Below are 18,379 nucleotides of genomic sequence, written 5' to 3'. Positions count from 1 at the left end.
AGCACCCTTGGACGGCTTTTTGACCTGTCCGCTTGCGCGGCAGTGCGCCGCGCTGGACAAAAGCAGAGACTGGCTTAGTTCTTCGATTGATCGACCAGCTTGTTCTTCGCGATCCACGGCATCATCGCGCGCAGCTTCGAACCGACCTGTTCGATCTGGTGCTCGGCCGTCAGACGGCGGCGCGATTGCAGCGTCGGTGCGCCGGCCTTGTTTTCGATGATGAAGCTCTTTGCGTACTCGCCGGTCTGGATGTCCGTCAGCACCTGCTTCATCGCCTTCTTCGTTTCAGCCGTCACGATGCGCGGACCCGTCACGTACTCGCCGTATTCGGCGTTGTTCGAGATCGAGTAGTTCATGTTCGCAATGCCGCCTTCGTAGATCAGGTCGACGATCAGCTTCAGTTCATGCAGGCACTCGAAGTACGCCATTTCCGGCGCGTAGCCCGCTTCCACGAGCGTTTCGAAGCCGGCCTTGATCAGGTCGACCGTACCGCCGCACAGGACGGCTTGTTCGCCGAACAGGTCGGTTTCGGTTTCTTCGCGGAAGTTCGTTTCGATGATGCCGGCACGGCCGCCGCCGTTCGCTGCTGCGTACGACAAAGCGATGTCACGTGCTGCGCCCGACTTGTCTTGCGCGACAGCGATCAGGTGCGGCACGCCGCCACCTTGCGAGTAGGTGCCGCGAACCGTGTGGCCCGGTGCCTTCGGCGCGATCATGATGACGTCCAGATCGGCACGCGGGATCACTTGGCCGTAGTGAACGTTGAAGCCGTGTGCGAATGCGAGCGCAGCGCCTTGCTTAATGTTGGCGTGGACTTCCTTCGCGTACACGTCGGCGATCTGCTCGTCCGGCAGCAGCATCATCACGACGTCCGCGCCCTTGACGGCTTCCGCCACTTCCTTGACTTGCAGGCCGGCGTTCTCAGCCTTGCTCCACGATGCGCCGCCCTTGCGCAGACCGACCGTCACCTTCACGCCGCTTTCGCTCAGGTTCAGTGCGTGCGCATGGCCTTGCGAGCCATAGCCGATGATGGTGACTTGCTTGCCCTTGATGAGGGAGAGGTCGGCGTCCTTGTCGTAGAAAACTTTCATGTCGGTTCCTTGGCTAAATTCGATGATTCAGTGAAATTCAAATACTGCGAATGTTGTGTTGCTTGGCCGGGTTTCTTGAAGACACTGCCCGGCTTCGATCGAGACGGTATTAAACCGCGCGCGCGTCAGACCTTCAAAATGCGCTCGCCGCGGCCGATGCCCGAACTGCCCGTACGGACGGTTTCGAGAATCGCGGTGGCGTCGATCCCTTCGATGAAGGCATCGAGCTTGTCGCTCGCGCCCGTCAGTTCGATCGTGTAGGTCTTTTCGGTGACGTCGATAATGCGGCCGCGGAAAATATCCGACATCCGCTTCATCTCCTCACGTTCCTTGCCGACCGCCCTCACCTTGATCAACATCAGCTCGCGCTCGATGTGGGCGCCCTCGGTAAGGTCGACCACTTTCACCACCTCGATCAGGCGGTTCAGATGCTTCGTGATCTGTTCGATCACGTCGTCCGAGCCAATGGAGACGATGGTCATGCGCGACAGCGAACGGTCTTCGGTCGGAGCCACCGTCAAGGTTTCAATGTTGTAGCCGCGTGCCGAGAAGAGACCAACCACGCGTGACAACGCGCCCGGTTCGTTTTCCAGCAGGACGGAAATGATGTGTCTCATGTTTCGCTTCTTCCAGATGTCGATGTATCGCGATATGTCTATAAAGGCGGGCCGGTTCGCGCCGCTTCGTCCGCTGTGGCCCTTTGTGAAGGCGTGCGTGACGAAGCCGGCGTCAGAAACGGTCGTTATAGATCTTCCGAACCCATGAGCATCTCGGTGATGCCCTTGCCGGCCTGAACCATCGGCCAGACGTTTTCGGTCGGATCGGTCTGGAAGTCGAGAAACACCGTGCGATCTTTCAGGCGCAGCGCTTCTTTCAGCGCCGGCTCGACATCCGCGGTGCGTTCGATACGCATGCCGACATGGCCGTACGCCTCGGCGAGCTTCACGAAATCCGGCAGCGCATCCATGTACGAATGCGAATAGCGCTTGCTGTATTCGATCTGCTGCCACTGGCGCACCATGCCCAGATAGCGGTTGTTCAGTGAGATGATCTTCACCGGCGTCTCGTACTGCTTGCAGGTGGAGAGCTCCTGGATGCACATCTGGATCGAGCCTTCACCAGTGATGCAGAGCACGTCGTCGTCCGGGTGCGCCATCTTCACGCCCATCGCCGCCGGCAGGCCGAAGCCCATCGTGCCGAGGCCACCGGAATTGATCCAGCGGCGCGGCTTGTTGAAGCGATAGAACTGCGCCGCCCACATCTGGTGCTGGCCGACGTCGGAACACACGAAGGCATTGCCGTCGGTCAACTCCCACGCCTTTTCCACCACGTACTGCGGCTTGATGATGTCGCTCTTGCGGTCGAACTTCAGGCAGTCTTTCGCACGCCAGGCTTCGATGTCCTTCCACCAGTCGGCGAGCGCCGCGGTGTCCGGGCCATGCTCGGCCGTTTGCAGCTGCTCGATCAGCTCCTTCAGCACTTCCTTCACGTCGCCGACGATCGGAATGTCGACCTTGACGCGCTTGGAGATGGAGGAAGGATCGATGTCGATATGGATGATCTTGCGCGGACGCGACGCGAAGTGCGCCGGGTCGCCGATCACGCGGTCGTCGAAGCGCGCGCCGATCGCGATCAGCACGTCGCAGTGCTGCATCGCCATGTTGGCTTCGTACGTGCCGTGCATGCCGAGCATGCCGAGGAATTTCTTGTCGCTCGCGCGGTAGCCGCCCAGACCCATCAGCGTGTTGGTGACCGGATAGCCGAGCAGATCGGCGAACTGGTTCAGCTCACGCGATGCATCCGCGAGGATGATGCCGCCGCCGGTATAGATGTACGGGCGCTTTGCCGACAGCAGCAAGGCGACCGCCTTGCGGATCTGGCCGGAGTGGCCTTTCGTGACCGGATTGTACGAGCGCAGCGAAACGGTCTTGAGCGGTTCGTACTGGCAAGGCGCCTTCGACACATCTTTCGGAATGTCGATCAGCACCGGGCCGGGACGGCCGGTACGGGCGATGTAGAACGCTTTCTTGACGGTAGCGGCGAGGTCGCGCACGTCCTTCACGAGGAAGTTGTGCTTCACGCAGGGACGCGTGATGCCGACCGTATCGCACTCCTGGAACGCATCCTGGCCGATCGCGGCAGTCGGCACCTGGCCGCTGATCACCACCATCGGGATCGAATCCATGTAGGCGGTGGCGATGCCGGTCACCGCATTGGTGACGCCGGGGCCGGAGGTCACGAGGCACACGCCGACCTTGCCGGTGGAACGCGCGTAGGCGTCGGCGGCGTGGACTGCAGCCTGTTCGTGGCGCACGAGGACGTGCTGGAATTTGTCCTGCTTGTACAGCTCGTCGTAAATGTAGAGTACCGAGCCGCCGGGATAGCCCCAGATAAACTCGACGTCTTCGTCGGCCAGTGCCTTCATGAGCACGGTGGCGCCGATAGAGTCAGCTTCGGGAGGGGTGGTCGTATCCGACGTGGAGAATTCCGCGCTGGGCATATTCATTATTCACCTTTCGAATTTTCGGCAAAAAATTGATCGGGTGCTCTCTGCCGGGCTTGTGGCTCGGGTTCAAGCGGCGCGTCCAGTTGACAGGCGGGCTTCTTGGGCCACACCTCAATTGAGACAACTCACTTATGTTGCGAACCAGCGACGATATCTGCAGATTCCCGCGCGGTCAAGCAAATATTGCCGCGGCGCCCTGCCCCTTTATTTCGGGACTGGCTGAAAAATGACCGAAAGCTTGTTATAGAGATGCAAGCCAGAGCATGTTTCGCCCCAGCGGCGCAAAAGTTTGTTAGCATCCGCGAGTTTTACGACATTTTTCGACCGATTACGCGCACGCTCGCTGCGCCGACCCCCAAACGGATGGCATCAGACAAGGAACTCGCCGATTTTCTGGCGGGCGTCGAAAGGCGCGCATTCAAGCAGACGGTCTACGCCGTGCGGGACGACGACGCCTCGCTCGACATCGTGCAGGACGCGATGATCAAGCTCGCCGAAAAATACGGCGACCGTCCGGCCGCCGAACTGCCGCTTTTGTTTCAGCGTATTCTCCAGAATGCGATGCACGACTATTTTCGTCGGCAGAAAGTGCGCAATACTTGGGTCAGTCTGTTTTCGTCGCTCGGCAACCCCGACGACGACGAATTCGACCCGCTCGAAACATTCGAAGCGCAGCAAGGCTCGGCGGGCACCGAGAGCAACGAGCAGAAACTCGAACGCGAACAGGTCTTGCAGGTAATCGACGACGAGATCCAAAAGTTACCGGCACGTCAACGGGAGGCGTTTCTCATGCGTTATTGGGAAGATATGGATGTCGCCGAGACTGCCGCCGCGATGGGCTGCTCCGAAGGCAGTGTGAAAACGCACTGTTCCCGGGCTACCCACACGCTGGCGCAAGCGCTCAAGGCTAAAGGAATTACGCTATGAGCTCCCTCGAAACCAAAGAACTCGAGTTCGCCCGCCAGGTGCGCCGCGCGCTCGACGAAAACGCCGCCAGCATTCCGTCCGCCGCCGTCGATCGACTCGCCGCGGCGCGCCGTGCTGCGCTTGCCCGCAAGAAACCCGAAACCGTGAGCGCGCCGGTGCTCGTACCCGCGTTCGCCGGCGCCGGCATGCCGGCCGGTATGCAGCAACTCGATGCGCCGCAGCGCCGCCGCTCGCCGCTGCGCCGGTTTGCGCTCGCGTGGCCGCTCGCGGCGCTGGTCGTGAGCCTCGTGGCGATTGCCTACTGGGAGGACCAGCAGCGCACCGCCGAACTCGCCGACATCGATGCCGCCATGCTGAGCGACGATCTGCCGCTCAACGCCTATCTCGACCACGGTTTCAACGCGTACTTATCGCGCGCGCACTGATCGGGAGATTCTTCGGGTGAGTTACAAGCGCGGCTTGGCCGTTGTTTTCGGATGTGCGATCGCGGCCCTGGTGTCGTTCGCCGCAACCTATCCGCGCTTTTATCCGAGCCCGTCGACCGCCAGCGCACCTGCGGCCGGCGGGGGGACCGCCAAGGTGCCCGTCCCGACCCTCGCCGTCGAGTTGCCCAGCCTGCCGGGCAGCAACAGCCCGATGGCATGGGCACGCCTCACCAATGCCGAGCGCGTGGCGCTCGCGCCGTTCGCCAGCCAATGGGACTCCTTTAGCGACGAACGCAAGCGCAAATGGATCAAGATCGCGTCGCGTTACTCGAAGTTATCGCCCGACGCACAAAAGCGCCTGCATGACCGGATGGCTGAATGGGTCCGCATGACGCCCGATCAGCGGCGCGTCGCACGCGAAAACTACCAGGTTTCGAAGGAATTGCCGCGCGAAACCCGCCAGAACGCATGGAAGGCTTACCAGCAGCTGTCCGACGAACAGAAGGAGCGGCTCGCCGCCAGCGAGCACAAGCGGCGGCCCAGCGTAGTCAGCGCGCCGCCGTCGGGCAGAAGCGAAATCAAAGGGCTCGACCGCCTGGTCAACGCGCGTGAGCACGGCGCGAGCGGTGCCGCCGCGGTGAGCGCCGCGGCCGGCGCGTCGTTGCCGAGCCCGGAGCTGCCGGCCATTCCCGCCGCGGGCAGCTTCGCGCCCGCCACGCCTGTGCCAGTTTCGCCGTCCGAGGCGCCGTCGATCTTCAACGGCTCCTGATTCGCCCCACCCCCGACACCCGTGCCCCAGCCGCTCACCACCTCAGCGCCACCCGCCGGCGCCTCTGCCACCGCGCCCACCGTGCGTCGGCGTCTCGCCGCGCTGCTTTATGAAGCGGTGATCCTGTTCGGCGTCGTGTTTATCGCCGGTTATCTGTTCAGCACCTTGACGCAGCAGCGCAACGGCCTGACCCATCACAACATTCTCGCGGCATGGATCGGCCTTGTGGTCGGGCTGTACTTTGTCTGGTTCTGGACCCACGGCGGGCAGACCCTGCCGATGAAAACCTGGCGCCTGCGGGTCGCCGCCGCTGACGGAGCACCGCTCTCCACCGGCCGCGCGATCATCCGCTACATGCTGGCCTGGTTGTGGTTTTTGCCGCCGCTCGCGTTGCATCCGCTGCTGGGGCTCGCCGTGCCTCAGACGCTCGCGATCGCGGCGCTCTGGTTCGTGCTGTGGGCCGCCACCGGCCGGTTCGATCCGCAGCGCCAATTCCTGCACGACCGTATCGCCGGAACACGCGTGATCAGCGTCGCGCGTTGAGGGGGCCGGGCCGCATTGCCGTCCGCGGCGCGGCTTCCTCCCTTTCGCTTGCGCCCTTTCGCTTGCGCCCTTTCGCCTGCCCCCTTACTCCTGCCCCCCCTTACGCCTGCCCCCTTACGCCTGCCCCCTTACTCCTGCTCCCTTCCGCCTGCCCCTCTCGCCTGCTCCCGGCCGCCTGCCCCCGCCGCTTCGCTCCCTTTTTCCCGTCACCAGCCTGCGTAACATCCCTCTGTGCGCCTCCCATCGGGTCTGACCGGTGCCCGATCGTAATAAGAACTTCTTGTGACTGTCACGGCACAGTCACGCGCGACTGGCGCAATACGGGCACCGCAACTCGACGCGTGAGCCATGGCCCCCAAGACGTCCGCGACTTCCCTGTTCCGCCAGACCGGCCCGAGCGTCGACCCCGTCGCGTTCCGCCCGGAACCCAACCATAGTCACGGACGGCCCTTGCCGGCGCCGTCGCTGCCGCTCGACCCGCGCGCCGGCCATCACGACGACGAGCACGCCGACACACACCGCTACCGCACCATCTGGCTATCCGACATCCACCTGGGATCGAGCGGCTGCCAGGCGCCCTATCTGCTCGACTTCCTGCGTCACAACGAGTCGGAGTATCTGTACCTCGTCGGCGACATCATCGACGGCTGGCAGCTGAAGAAAGGCTGGTACTGGCCGCAGGCGCACAACGACGTCGTGCAGAAGGTGCTGCGCAAAGCCCGCAAAGGCACCCAGGTCGTCTACGTGCCCGGCAACCACGACGAAGCCGCGCGCCAGTTCTGCGACCTCGCGTTTGGCGACATCCACGTGCGCGGCGAAGCGTTCCACACGACGCTCGCCGGCAAACGCCTGTGGATCGTGCACGGCGACCTGTTCGACGGCGTGATCCAGCACGCCAAGTGGCTCGCCTATCTCGGCGACACGCTCTACACGATGATCTTGATCCTGAACCGCTGGTTCAACCGGATCCGCAGCCGGCTCGGCTTCCCGTACTGGTCGCTGTCGCAATACCTGAAGCATCAGGTGAAGAACGCGGTGAATTTCATCTCGTCGTTCGAACGCGTGATGACCGACGAAGCGCGCCGCCGCGGCTGCGACGGCGTGGTCTGCGGGCACATCCACAAAGCCGAAATCCGCGAGATCGACGGAGTACTCTATTGCAATGACGGCGACTGGGTCGAGAGCCTGTCGGCGCTCGCCGAAACTTACGAAGGCGAACTCAAGGTGATCTACTGGACCGTGATGCGCGCGCCGGAAGCCGGCGCGCAAAAGGCCCGGGCGACCGCGTAGTCCCTCTCCACTTCTATTGGGCCGAAATCGATGAAGATCATGATCGTCACCGACGCATGGGAACCGCAGGTCAATGGCGTCGTGCGCACGCTGAAAAACACCACGCGCGAACTCACCGCGCTCGGCCACCACGTCGATCTGCTGACGCCGCTCGAATTCAGGACGATCCCTTGCCCGACCTATCCTGAGATCCGCCTGTCGCTGCTGCCGCGCCGCAAGTTGCGCGAGCGGATCGACGCGTTCGCCCCCGACGCGCTGCACATCGCCACCGAAGGCCCGCTCGGCATGGCCGCGCGCGCCTATGCGATCCAGCACAAGCTGCCGTTCACGACCGCCTATCACACGCGCTTTCCCGAGTACGTGCAGGCGCGCTTCGGCATTCCGCTGGCGGCGACCTACAAGTTTCTGCACTGGTTCCACAAGCCGTCGCTGGCGGTGATGGCGCCGACGCCCGTGGTCAAAAGCGACCTCGAAAAGTACGGCTTCACGAACGTGGTGCTGTGGACACGCGGCGTCGACCTCGACATCTTTCACCAGATGGACTCGAAGGTGCTCAACACGGCGCGGCCGATCTTCCTGTACGTGGGACGCGTGGCCGTCGAGAAGAACGTCGAGGCGTTTCTGAAGCTCGATCTGCCCGGCTCGAAGTGGGTCGCGGGCGAAGGCCCCGCGCTCGCCGAACTGAAGTCGCGCTATCCGCAAGCGAATTACCTCGGCGTGCTCACGCAGGCCGAGCTGGCCAAGGTCTACGCGGCCGCCGACGTGTTCGTGTTCCCGAGCCGCACCGATACCTTCGGCCTCGTGCTGCTCGAAGCGCTGGCCTGCGGCACGCCGGTCGCGGCTTATCCGGTGACGGGTCCGATCGACGTGCTGGGCGACGGCGGCGCGGGCGCGATGCACGAAGACTTGCGCGAAGCCTGCCTCGAAGCGTTGAAGATCGAGCGCAGCCATGCGCGCGCGTGGGCCGAGCGCTTCTCGTGGGCGGCCGCGTCCGAGCAGTTCGCGGCGCATCTGAAGCCGCTGCCGCGCACGTCGTACAGCGAGGAAAGCGCCGCCGCATGACGCGGCGCGCCGAGCCGCTTATGCGAACCAGACACTCCACCGTGGCGCGCAAGGCGCATGGCGCATTGCACGCCGTGCGTGACAACGCGAATACGGACACAAATACCGGCGCCGATACCGATGCGCCCAGCATCGAACCGTTCGACGACGTGCTCGAACACGATGAGCAGCGCGCAGCGAATCACGCGAGCGGCGCCATCGGCGCAAACCGCACAGGCGGTGTGAGGGGCGCCAGCGAGACACGCGGCACCGACAGCACTCACCGCGCCGGCGATGCGAGCGGCATGAACCGCGCAAGCGAAACCCACCACGAGCCGCTCAGTCCAGACGATCCGCTCGCGCCACTGCCCTTCAATCCCTACAAGGGCAATCGCGGCCTGACCCGCGCATGGCACGCGATGAAAAATTCGCTGGCCGGCTTTCGCGTCGCGATCCGCGAGGAAAGCGCGTTCCGCCAGGAACTGACGCTCGCCGCGATCCTGCTTCCGTGCGGCGTGCTGGTGCCGGTCGATCCCGTGTCGCGTGTGTTGTTGCTCGGCTCGGTGCTGCTGGTGCTGATCGTCGAGTTGCTGAATTCGAGCGTCGAAGCGGCCATCGACCGCATTTCGCTTGAACGCCACGAACTGTCGCGGCGCGCGAAGGATCTCGGCAGCGCCGCGGTGATGGTCGCGCTCGGCATGTGCGTGATGACGTGGGGGTTGATCGTCGGGCCGCTCGTCGTGCATTGGGTCAAGGCATGGCTGTAACGCCGGTGCTGCGCGATGGCCCAGCGTCCCAAAGAATGAAAACCCTGAGTACCGGTTTGGAATTAGAACGCCCGGTTTATAATCGTCTGATAGTCTCACAAGAAAACGCTGGGCCGCCCCAGGTTTTCCGCTCCGCAGGAGTCCTCCGCCCCGAAGGAAGTCCCCTTGGGGGATGGAGGGATTGCCCCGTCGGAGAGCCTGTCGCGCAGCGACAGGTTTGGGGCGCTCAATTATACCAACCGCGTCCGGATGGATCTCGCTAGAGCGGCACGCCGCCACGCATCCAGCCCGGCGTAACCAGGGCCGGACGACATGGAAGCCAAACCTCCCCGCCGCACCCGCGAACGGATCCTCGAACTGTCGTTGAAACTGTTCAACGAAATCGGCGAGCCGAACGTCACCACGACGACGATCGCCGAGGAAATGGAAATCAGTCCAGGCAACCTGTACTACCACTTCCGCAACAAAGACGACATCATCAACAGCATCTTCAGCCAGTTCGAGCAGGAGATCGAAAAGCGTCTGCGTTTCCCCGACGACCACCGCGCCACCATCGACGAAATGTGGTCGTACCTGCAGTACATGGTCGATTTCACCTGGCGCTATCGCTTCCTGTATCGTGACCTGAACGACCTGCTGGCGCGCAACCGCACGCTCGAAACACACTTCAAGCAGATCATCAGCCACAAGGTGCGCTTTGCGAGCCAGTTCTGCGAGCAGCTCGTGGCCGACGGCGAAATGGTCGCCACCCCCGAAGAACTGCACGTGATCGCGACCAACATCGGTGTGATCGCAACTTACTGGCTGTCGTACCAGTTCGTGATGAATCCGCGCAAGTACAACGAGCAGGAAACGATTCGCGCGGAACTGCATCAGGTGAGCGTGCAGATCGTTTCGCTGATGGCGCCTTATCTGCGCGGCCGCTCGCGGCAGATTTTCGACGATCTCGTGTCGGGCAAGCTGCCCAAGCGCGAGTTCTACGATTACCTGCCGCCCAAGGAAGGCGCCGCGCCCCGTAACGAACCGAAGGACGTGTGAGCATGAAGTCGGTGTGTGTGTTTTGCGGCTCCTCCGACGGAGCCAAACCGCGGTACGCCGAAGCCGCGCAAGCGTTCGGCCGGGCGCTGGTCGAAGCCGATCTCGCGCTGGTGTACGGCGGCGGCAAGGTGGGCCTGATGGGCGTGATTGCCGATACCGTGATGGCTGAAGGCGGCCGCGCGATCGGCGTGATTCCCGAGCTGCTGGTCAACAAGGAAGTCGGCCATAACGGCCTGACCGAACTGCATGTCGTACCCGACATGCATCAGCGCAAGAAGATGATGGCCGACCTGGCCGACGGGTTCGTCGCACTGCCGGGTGGCGCGGGCACGCTCGAAGAGCTGTTCGAGGTCTACACGTGGGCGCAGCTGGGCTATCACCAGAAGCCGGTGGCACTGCTGAATATCGACGGCTTCTACGATCCGCTGATCAGTCTGCTCCAGCACACGGTGGACGAAGGCTTCATGCGGCAGACCTACTTCGACATCCTGCAAATCGATGCCGATCCTGTCGCGCTGATCGCGAGGCTCCAGGGCTATCAGCCGCCGGTCAGCGACAAATGGGCCCTCAAACGCGAAGAGGTTTGAGGGCTACGGCCCGCGTCGCGGGCGCCGAATAGTCCGCGCGTCCTGCACGGGCTGCGTTCACACGATGAGGTTGCGATGACGAAAGCCGTTCTGATCACCGGTGGCAGCCGCGGCATTGGCCGCGCAACCGCGCTTCTGCTGGGCGCGCGCGGCTGGTCGGTCGGGGTGAACTATGCGCATAACCTCGCGGCCGCGCAGGAAACCGCCGCCGAAGTGGAGCGCGCAGGCGGCCGCGCACTGACGATCGCCGGCGACGTCGCCGACGAAGCCAATGTGATCGCGATGTTCGATGCGCTCGAGCGAACCTTCGGCCGGGTCGATGCGCTCGTCAACAATGCCGGCATCGTCGCGCCATCGATGCAGCTCGCCGATATGGAGCTGGCGCGACTGAAGCGCCTGTTCGACGTCAACGTGCTCGGCGCCTATCTGTGCGCGCGCGAAGCCGCGCGCCGGATGTCGAAAGACCGCGGCGGCGCGGGCGGCGCGATCGTGAATATCTCGTCGGCGGCGGCGCGCCTGGGCTCGCCGAACGAATATGTCGATTACGCGGGCTCGAAAGGCGCCGTCGACACGATGACGATCGGCCTCGCCAAAGAAGTCGGCCCGCAGGGCGTACGCGTGAATGCCGTGCGTCCTGGCCTGATCGACACCGAAATCCACGCGAGCGGCGGCAAGCCTGAGCGCGCAGCCCAACTGGGCGCGCAAACGCCGCTCGGCCGTCCCGGCAGTGCCGACGAAGTCGCCGAGACGATCGTCTGGTTGCTGAGCGATGCCGCCTCGTACGTGACGGGCGCGCTGCTCGACGTCACCGGCGGACGCTGAGCGCCCTCGTCTTCACAACTACCTCGCCTCTGAGCCGCGGGCCGCTGCCGCGGCCGCTCCTCCCTGCTCAAGTACGAATTCCCGTCGATCCGACGCGGAATCGACTCCCTATGTTCGAAAACACCCCTTACCCGCACTTTTTCCGTCATCGACCGCAATAAACTGGGGCTACAATCGCGGCGGAACGTATGTCGCCGCATGCGACGCACAGTCAAAGCATAGGTTCGCGGCCCACGCCGCCGCGTCCGGTGACCAGAGATCTTCATGCACGAAAAGCCATCTGCGCGCTGGCGCACGGGGCACGCCTCAGCCGCAGCGTCGGCCGAGGCTGCCGATACTGCGCAGGAGCGCACGCGCGCTGCTTCGGCGTCCGCCGCCGACAGCGACGCGGGCTCGTTGGACCGCGCCGCTGCTGCAACGGCGAGTGCGAGCGCCGCGACCGCGGAACCGGCGCCTCCCGCGAGCGCCGCCGACCGCATCTCGCGTGGCGCTGCGCGCCTGCGCGCGCTCAGCGCCGCGCGGCCGTTGATGTGGCTCGCCGCGCTCGCGATCCTGTGCGCATGGCTCCTGCCCGGCATCCTGGGCCACGAGCCGTGGAAACAGGACGAGACTTACACGTTCGGCATCATCCAGCACATGCTCGTGACCGGCGATCTGATCGTGCCGACCAACGCCGGCCAGCCTTTCGTCGAAAAACCGCCGATCTACGACTGGGTCGCCGCGGGACTCGCCTGGATGTTCGGCCGCTACCTGCCGTTGCACGATGCGGCGCGCCTCGCGAGCGCGCTGTTCGCCGGATTGACCGTCTACTACACCGCGCGTGTCGCCCGCCGCGCGGTCGACGCGTCGCGCTGGCTCGATGTGCGCGTGATCGCCACGCTCGCATTGTTCGCGAGCACGCTCGTCGTCATCAAACACGTTCATGACATGATGACCGACGTCGCACTGATGGCCGGCGCCGCGCTCGGGTTCTGCGGGCTGTTCGAGCTGGTGCTGTTGCATCTACGCGATGAAGCCCAGCTGCCGCCGGTCGACGAACGCCGCCGACGCCACGCCATGCTGGGCGCCGCAGCGATGCTCGGCGCCGGCGTCGGCGTGTCGCTGCTCGCCAAAGGCCTGTTCGTGCCGCTGGTGTTCGGCGCGACCACCTTCGCGATGCTGCTGCTCTATCCCGTCTGCCGCAGCGGCAGCTTCGCAGGCGCGCTCGGCATGGCCGCCCTCGTCTGCGCGCCGTTCGCGCTGATCTGGCCGATCTGCCTCTATCTGCGCTCCGAAGCGCTCTTCAGGGTCTGGCTGTGGGACAACAACGTCGGCCGCTTCTTCGGCTTTTCGGTGGCGGAACTCGGCTCCGAAAACGAAAGCCACCTGTTCGTGCTTCGCACTGTGCTGAGCGTCGGCTTTCCAGTCGTGCCGCTCGCGTTGGCTGCGCTCGCGGGCGGTGCGTGGCGCCGCTGGCGCGATCCACGCGTGGCGCTGCCCGTGATCTTTGCCGGCACCGGCTTTGCGGTGCTGCAAAACTCGGCGACGGTTCGTGAGCTGTACATCCTCCCGTTCATCGCGCCGCTTGCGCTGCTGGCGATGCAGGGTGTCGAAAAGCTGCCGCAGCGTCTGCACACAGGCTGGGACAGGGTAAGCCGAGTGCTGTTCGGCAGCGTGGCGGCGCTTGCGTGGATCGTCTGGTCGATCATGAGCCGCCCGGTCGACGCCCACGGGTCGCTGCACCGGCTTGGCCGCTGGTTGCCGCTCGACTGGGTGATGCCGGTCAAACCCGGCCTGATCGCGGCCGGCCTGCTGCTGACGCTCGGTTGGCTGTGCCTGCTGCCGGTGTTCAAGCACACCGGCAAATGGCGCGGCGCGCTGAGCTGGTGCGCGGGCGCGATCGTCGCATGGGGGCTGGTGAGCACGCTGCTGCTGCCATGGCTCGACTATGGGAAGAGCTATCGTTCGGTGTTCGAAAGCCTTGGCGCGCGTGTGAATATCGAATGGAAAGACGGCGATTGCATGGCCAGTCACGGCCTGGGCGAATCGGAAGCGCCGATGCTGTACTACTACACCGGCATCGAGCATCAGCCGACGAAGAATACCGAAACGACGGCATGCACCTGGCTGATCGAGCAGAGCCGCCGGGACAATGCCCGCACGCCGCCGGGCGATTGGCGCCTGTTCTGGTCAGGCGCGCGTCCGGGCGATGACGACGAACTGTTGCGTGTGTTCGTGCGCACGCCAGCGCCGGCCGCACGGGGCAACTGAAGCGCTTCGCCGGCGCAGCGATGAGCCGTGGACTCCATCGGCTCAGAACGAGGAACCGGGTTTTTGCAGGAAGGCGATTTCTTCAGCTGTCGAAGGCCGTGCAAGTATCGCGTTGCGATGGGGAAAACGTCCGAAGCGCTCGATGACTTGCGCGTGTCTGAGCGCGAATGAGTAGTAGGACTCGCCGCCCGGTTCGGTGGCGAGCTGCTTGAAAAGACGCAGCGATTCGTGCTGGCTGGCGAGGGTTTCGTCGTGTTCGAACGGCAGATAGGCGAATGCGCGGTGTTGCACGGTCGGCAACAAGCGGTCGCCGCCGGTTGCGATCATGTGTTGCGCGGCGCGCAGCGCCTTTTGATCCGCGGCGAAAGCGCGAGGCGTGTTGCGGTGACAGTTGCGGGAGAATTGATCGAGGATGATGATCAGCGCCAATGCGCCGAGCGGCGTTTCTTTCCAGCTGTCGAGGGCGTCCTGATCGCGGGCTGCGTCGATCAGGTTGCCGAAGCGTTCCAGCAGCATCGCGTCGAACGCTGTATCGCGGGAAAACCAGCGCTTCCGCTCCTGGCCGAAGGTAGGCGAGTCCGGCGCGCCGAACCAGCAGTCCAATACTGCGCGGGCGTGCGGATCGAGCGCGGCGTAGTCCGCCGCTGTTGAGAAGATTTTCATTTGCAGCGGCTTCGGTTTTTATAACCTGAACTTCCCCACCATCAACTTCAACCCTCGCGCCTGATCGTCCAGCGAGCGGGCAGCCGCAGTAGCCTGCTCCACAAGAGCTGCATTCTGCTGCGTACCGGAATCCATCTGCGTCACCGCAAGGTTGATCTCTTCAATCCCGGCACTCTGCTCGGAAGAAGCGGCCGAAATCTCCCCCATGATATCGGTGACGCGCTTCACGGCTTTGACGACTTCGTCCATCGTCTGCCCGGCGTCCTGTGCCAAAGTCGACCCGTTACTCACCCGCTCGACCGAGGTATTGATCAGCCCCTTGATCTCCTTGGCAGCCGCCGCACTGCGCTGCGCCAGATTCCGCACTTCGGCGGCGACCACGGAAAACCCACGGCCCTCCTCACCCGCCCGCGCAGCCTCGACCGCCGCATTCAACGCCAGAATATTGGTCTGAAACGCAATGCCCTCGATCACACCAATGATGTCGCCGATACTCCGCGCACTATCGTTGATCTCATTCATCGTGGCGACCACGCGGCTCACCACCGTGCCGCCCTTCTCCGCAATCTCGGAAGCGTTATTGGCGAGCGTGCTCGCCTGCTTCGCGTTGTCGGCGTTCTGCCGCACCGTCGAGGTCAGCTGCTCCATGCTGCTCGCGGTCCGTTCGAGCGCCATCGCCTGTTGCTCGGTGCGCTGCGACAAGTCGAGGTTGCCCATCGAAATCTCGCCCGACGCAGTCGCAATCGCATCGGCGCTCGCGGCAATATCGGAGACGGTGGTCGAGAGGCCGCTCTGCATGTCGTGCAACGCATACAGCATGCTCGACTTGTCCTTGCGGCCTAGTGCGATCTGATTCGACAGATCGCCCGCTGCGATCCGGCTGGCAATCTCCTTCGCGTATCCGGGCTCGCCGCCGAGTTGTGCGGCGAGGCGCCGCACCACCCATTCGCTGATGCCGAACGCCAGCACGATCAAAGCAATCGTCATGACCGCCATCATCACGAACGACGAGTGGTAGATAAAGCCGGACGCCTCGATGGTGGCCTTCGCCGCCGTGCCGCGCTGCGCGACGAGTTCGTCGACGAGTTTTTCGAGCTTGCCGGTTTCGACCAGCAACGACACGTCCTGCGTGCCGACCTGCCAGTTCATCTGCGACAGATCGAGCGGCTGCGCTTTCACCAGCGTCACGAAATCGCGCAGATGAGCGCTCCACGTCGCGACGGCAGCGGCGAATTTCTTCTGCTGATCGACGACCTTGGCGTCGGAAGCGTCGACGTACTGCTGCAGCGTGCCGAGTTGCGCGGCAAGACCGCTCAGGCCCTTGTCGATGTCCGCGCCCAGTTCGTCGCGCTCCTTCGCGGTGGTCGCGGTCAGCAGCATTTTTTGCGCGCGGCTCGCGCGCAGCATGTAGCCGCGCGCCTCTTCGGCGGCGCGGCTAGCGACATGCCCCTGGTCGTAGATCGACTGCGTGGAATCGTTCAGCCGGCTGATCTGGGTCAGCGAGAACACGCCGATCGCGAGCGTGCCGATCAGCAACACGGCAAACGCAAGGCGCAACATCGCCTTCACCGACAGGCCCTTGAGCCGTACGGCGCGCGCCCGGCCGCCCTGCCCACGCGATTGCGGCTCGCCCGCCGCTTCCCCAACCGGTACGAACCCCGCGCCCGTCTGGCCACTCAGCGAAACTGCTTTCATATTCCTCGTCCCCACGTGTCGAACTGCCGGAAAGGTCGGTTCCGGCATTGCTTCTTATCTCTCCGGGTCTACGGCATAAACGTCGGCGATCTTTAACGCCGCCCGCCTTCATGCCAACCACGTGTCACCCGGTCCTTGACGCGCCGCCTCGTAAGCCGCGCGCCCGCGACCGCTTTATACATGGCCAAAAATACCCAGGCCGTTTTTCCACGGCGACTTGCCCGCCGTACCGACGCATGGTAGGACATTCGTCCACCAGTATCGCCGTGGTGTTGCTTACTCCCAATCCTCGCGCATTGACGACATCCAACGCGTCCAACGCGTCCAACGCGTCCGATTCACGACAAAACTTGTCCGTTCAATTCGCGCGAGCCACATTAAACTTAGACAAATAGCGGTTGACGCCGGACACCGTGTCGAAATGCCGCGGCTTCAAAATCAGGCATGACGACGCACCGGCAGCCTTGATTCCAGCTTTGATTCGTCACCCTCCCTCCCTTTTCATCCCTCTGATCTAACGTATGGAAACGAGCCTCGAAAAAAGCAGCGCCCTCGCCGGCGCGTCAGCCGGCGCCGCTCAGCCAGCCGCCAAGGTCCAGCGCACGGTCTATTCCGTGCTCGGTGCGATCAGCTTTTCGCATCTGCTCAACGACATGATCCAGTCGCTGATTCTGGCCATCTACCCGATGCTGAAAGACAACTTTGCTTTGTCCTTCGGGCAGATCGGCCTGATTACGCTGACTTACCAGATCACCGCGTCTTTGCTGCAACCGCTCGTCGGCATCTATACCGACAAGCATCCGAAGCCGTATTCGCTGCCGGTCGGCATGGGTTTCACGCTCGCCGGTCTGCTGCTGATGTCGGTCGCGCCGAACTTCGGCCTGCTGCTGGTCGCGGCGGCGCTGGTGGGCTGCGGCTCGTCGGTGTTCCATCCGGAGTCCTCGCGGGTGGCGCGGATGGCCTCGGGCGGCCGTCACGGTCTCGCGCAATCGCTGTTCCAGGTGGGCGGCAACGCGGGCTCGTCGCTCGGGCCGCTGCTCGCCGCATTGATCGTGATTCCGCACGGCCAGCGCAGCATCGCGTGGTTTTCAGTGGCGGCGCTGGTCGCGATCGTCGTGCTCACGCAGATCGGCCGCTGGTACAAGCAGCATCCGTCGGTCAGGAAGGCGCGCAGCCAGGCCGGCCACGCGACGCTGTCGCGCAACAAGGTCATGTTCGCGATGGGCGTTCTGATCCTGCTGGTGTTCTCGAAATACTTCTACCTCGCCAGCATCAACAGCTACTTCACCTTCTATCTGATCGACAAGTTCCATCTGCCGGTGCAGGCCGCGCAGGTCCATCTGTTCGTATTCCTCGCGGCGGTGGCGGCGGGCACGGTGATCGGCGGTCCAGTCGGCGACAGGATCGGCCGCAAGTATGTGATCTGGGTGTCGATTCTCGGCGTCGCGCCGTTCACGCTGCTGCTGCCGTACGCCAACCTGTTCTGGACCGGCGTGCTGACCGTGATCATCGGCGTGGTGCTGGCCTCGGCGTTCTCGGCAATTCTGGTCTACGCGCAGGAACTGATTCCAGGCAAGGTGGGGATGGTCGCGGGACTGTTCTTCGGTTTCGCGTTCGGCATGGGCGGAATCGGCGCAGCCGTGCTCGGCCAGTTGGCCGACGCCACCAGCATCGCGTACGTGTACAAGGTCTGTTCGTTCCTGCCGCTGATCGGCGTGCTGACCGTGTGTCTGCCGGATCTCGAGGGCAAGCGCGCGAAAGCGTGACGGCCTGGGTGCGCGTTGCATGAGAAAGAGGAGAACAAGGCGCTGCGGCGCCTTTTTTCGTTGGACGCCGCGTTCTGCCGCCCGGGCGCCGCTCATGGTGAACCCGCGTTGTCCGCAGGGTCGCGCCTGCTCTATGCTTGAGCGGATATACGCCCCGCTCTCGCGCCGCCCGGCCGCTTCATCGGGCCGCTTCATCGGG

At 63.8% G+C, this 18,379-nt stretch carries 17 protein-coding genes; 12 read left to right on the top strand and 5 right to left on the bottom strand.

All coding sequences use genetic code 11. The features are described 5' to 3' along the window. Positions 1–74: 74 nt before the first annotated feature. The 3 genes from ilvC to DLM46_RS18860 all read right to left on the bottom strand — a co-directional run bounded on the left by ilvC (position 75) and on the right by DLM46_RS18860 (position 3,597). A complete protein-coding gene (gene ilvC / locus DLM46_RS18870; RefSeq protein ID WP_115102452.1) occupies positions 75–1,091 on the bottom strand; it encodes a ketol-acid reductoisomerase in 1,017 nt (338 codons plus the stop codon). A gap of 125 nt (positions 1,092–1,216) precedes the next feature. Next, positions 1,217–1,708 (bottom strand): acetolactate synthase small subunit, encoded by a 492-nt coding sequence (gene ilvN / locus DLM46_RS18865; protein WP_011487482.1) that lies wholly within the window; start codon positions 1,706–1,708, stop codon positions 1,217–1,219. 125 nt (positions 1,709–1,833) lie between these two features. Continuing rightward, positions 1,834–3,597: an acetolactate synthase 3 catalytic subunit gene (locus DLM46_RS18860; RefSeq protein WP_115102450.1), complete on the bottom strand. Its 1,764-nt coding sequence runs from the start codon at positions 3,595–3,597 to the stop codon at positions 1,834–1,836. Positions 3,598–3,960: 363 nt separating this feature from the next. Here DLM46_RS18860 and DLM46_RS18855 point away from each other — a divergent pair, with 363 nt between their 5' ends. The 11 genes from DLM46_RS18855 to DLM46_RS18805 all read left to right on the top strand — a co-directional run bounded on the left by DLM46_RS18855 (position 3,961) and on the right by DLM46_RS18805 (position 14,056). Beyond that, positions 3,961–4,524 carry an RNA polymerase sigma factor gene (locus tag DLM46_RS18855; protein ID WP_115102448.1) on the top strand — a complete coding sequence of 188 codons (564 nt, stop codon included), beginning with the start codon at positions 3,961–3,963 and terminating at the stop codon, positions 4,522–4,524. Continuing rightward, complete coding sequence (locus DLM46_RS18850; RefSeq protein WP_115102446.1) at positions 4,521–4,949, top strand: DUF3619 family protein; 429 nt, start codon at positions 4,521–4,523, stop codon at positions 4,947–4,949. Before DLM46_RS18855 ends, DLM46_RS18850 begins: the two co-directional genes overlap by 4 nt. 16 nt (positions 4,950–4,965) lie before the next feature. Next, a complete protein-coding gene (locus tag DLM46_RS18845) occupies positions 4,966–5,718 on the top strand; it encodes a DUF3106 domain-containing protein (protein ID WP_115102443.1) in 753 nt (250 codons plus the stop codon). Between the two features lie 21 nt (positions 5,719–5,739). After that, on the top strand, positions 5,740–6,261 hold the full coding sequence (locus DLM46_RS18840) for an RDD family protein (protein ID WP_115102441.1): 522 nt from the start codon (positions 5,740–5,742) through the stop codon (positions 6,259–6,261). A 348-nt stretch (positions 6,262–6,609) separates the two neighbouring features. After that, positions 6,610–7,551, top strand: a complete 942-nt coding sequence (locus DLM46_RS18835) for a UDP-2,3-diacylglucosamine diphosphatase (RefSeq protein WP_115102438.1) — start codon at positions 6,610–6,612, stop codon at positions 7,549–7,551. A gap of 30 nt (positions 7,552–7,581) precedes the next feature. After that, positions 7,582–8,613 (top strand): glycosyltransferase family 4 protein, encoded by a 1,032-nt coding sequence (locus DLM46_RS18830; protein ID WP_115102436.1) that lies wholly within the window; start codon positions 7,582–7,584, stop codon positions 8,611–8,613. A 20-nt stretch (positions 8,614–8,633) separates the two neighbouring features. After that, positions 8,634–9,359, top strand: a complete 726-nt coding sequence (locus DLM46_RS18825; RefSeq protein WP_115102599.1) for a diacylglycerol kinase — start codon at positions 8,634–8,636, stop codon at positions 9,357–9,359. A gap of 312 nt (positions 9,360–9,671) precedes the next feature. After that, on the top strand, positions 9,672–10,397 hold the full coding sequence (locus DLM46_RS18820) for a TetR/AcrR family transcriptional regulator (protein WP_115102434.1): 726 nt from the start codon (positions 9,672–9,674) through the stop codon (positions 10,395–10,397). A gap of 2 nt (positions 10,398–10,399) precedes the next feature. Further along, positions 10,400–10,984, top strand: coding sequence for an LOG family protein (locus DLM46_RS18815; protein WP_115102432.1), 585 nt, complete (start codon positions 10,400–10,402; stop codon positions 10,982–10,984). A 75-nt stretch (positions 10,985–11,059) separates the two neighbouring features. Then, the gene (locus DLM46_RS18810; protein WP_115102430.1) at positions 11,060–11,806 is read left to right on the top strand and encodes an SDR family oxidoreductase; all 747 of its coding nucleotides are present in this window, start codon (positions 11,060–11,062) and stop codon (positions 11,804–11,806) included. Between the two features lie 264 nt (positions 11,807–12,070). Further along, the gene (locus tag DLM46_RS18805; RefSeq protein WP_115102428.1) at positions 12,071–14,056 is read left to right on the top strand and encodes an ArnT family glycosyltransferase; all 1,986 of its coding nucleotides are present in this window, start codon (positions 12,071–12,073) and stop codon (positions 14,054–14,056) included. 42 nt (positions 14,057–14,098) lie between these two features. On the opposite strand, the gene DLM46_RS18800 is transcribed toward DLM46_RS18805, so the two are convergent. Together DLM46_RS18800 and DLM46_RS18795 are read right to left on the bottom strand one after the other, a co-directional pair. Then, positions 14,099–14,719: a DUF924 family protein gene (locus DLM46_RS18800; RefSeq protein WP_115102425.1), complete on the bottom strand. Its 621-nt coding sequence runs from the start codon at positions 14,717–14,719 to the stop codon at positions 14,099–14,101. A gap of 18 nt (positions 14,720–14,737) precedes the next feature. Continuing rightward, positions 14,738–16,414: a methyl-accepting chemotaxis protein gene (locus tag DLM46_RS18795; protein ID WP_115102423.1), complete on the bottom strand. Its 1,677-nt coding sequence runs from the start codon at positions 16,412–16,414 to the stop codon at positions 14,738–14,740. Between the two features lie 521 nt (positions 16,415–16,935). Between DLM46_RS18795 and DLM46_RS18790 the strand changes: the two genes are divergently transcribed. Beyond that, a complete protein-coding gene (locus tag DLM46_RS18790) occupies positions 16,936–18,180 on the top strand; it encodes an MFS transporter (RefSeq protein WP_115102420.1) in 1,245 nt (414 codons plus the stop codon). Positions 18,181–18,379 lie beyond the last annotated feature (199 nt).

This window comes from Paraburkholderia lacunae (assembly GCF_003353175.1).
GTDB classification, from domain to species: Bacteria; Pseudomonadota; Gammaproteobacteria; order Burkholderiales; family Burkholderiaceae; genus Paraburkholderia; species Paraburkholderia lacunae.
Note: the sequence above shows the minus strand (reverse complement) of the source record. Positions and strands in the feature narration are given on the sequence as shown.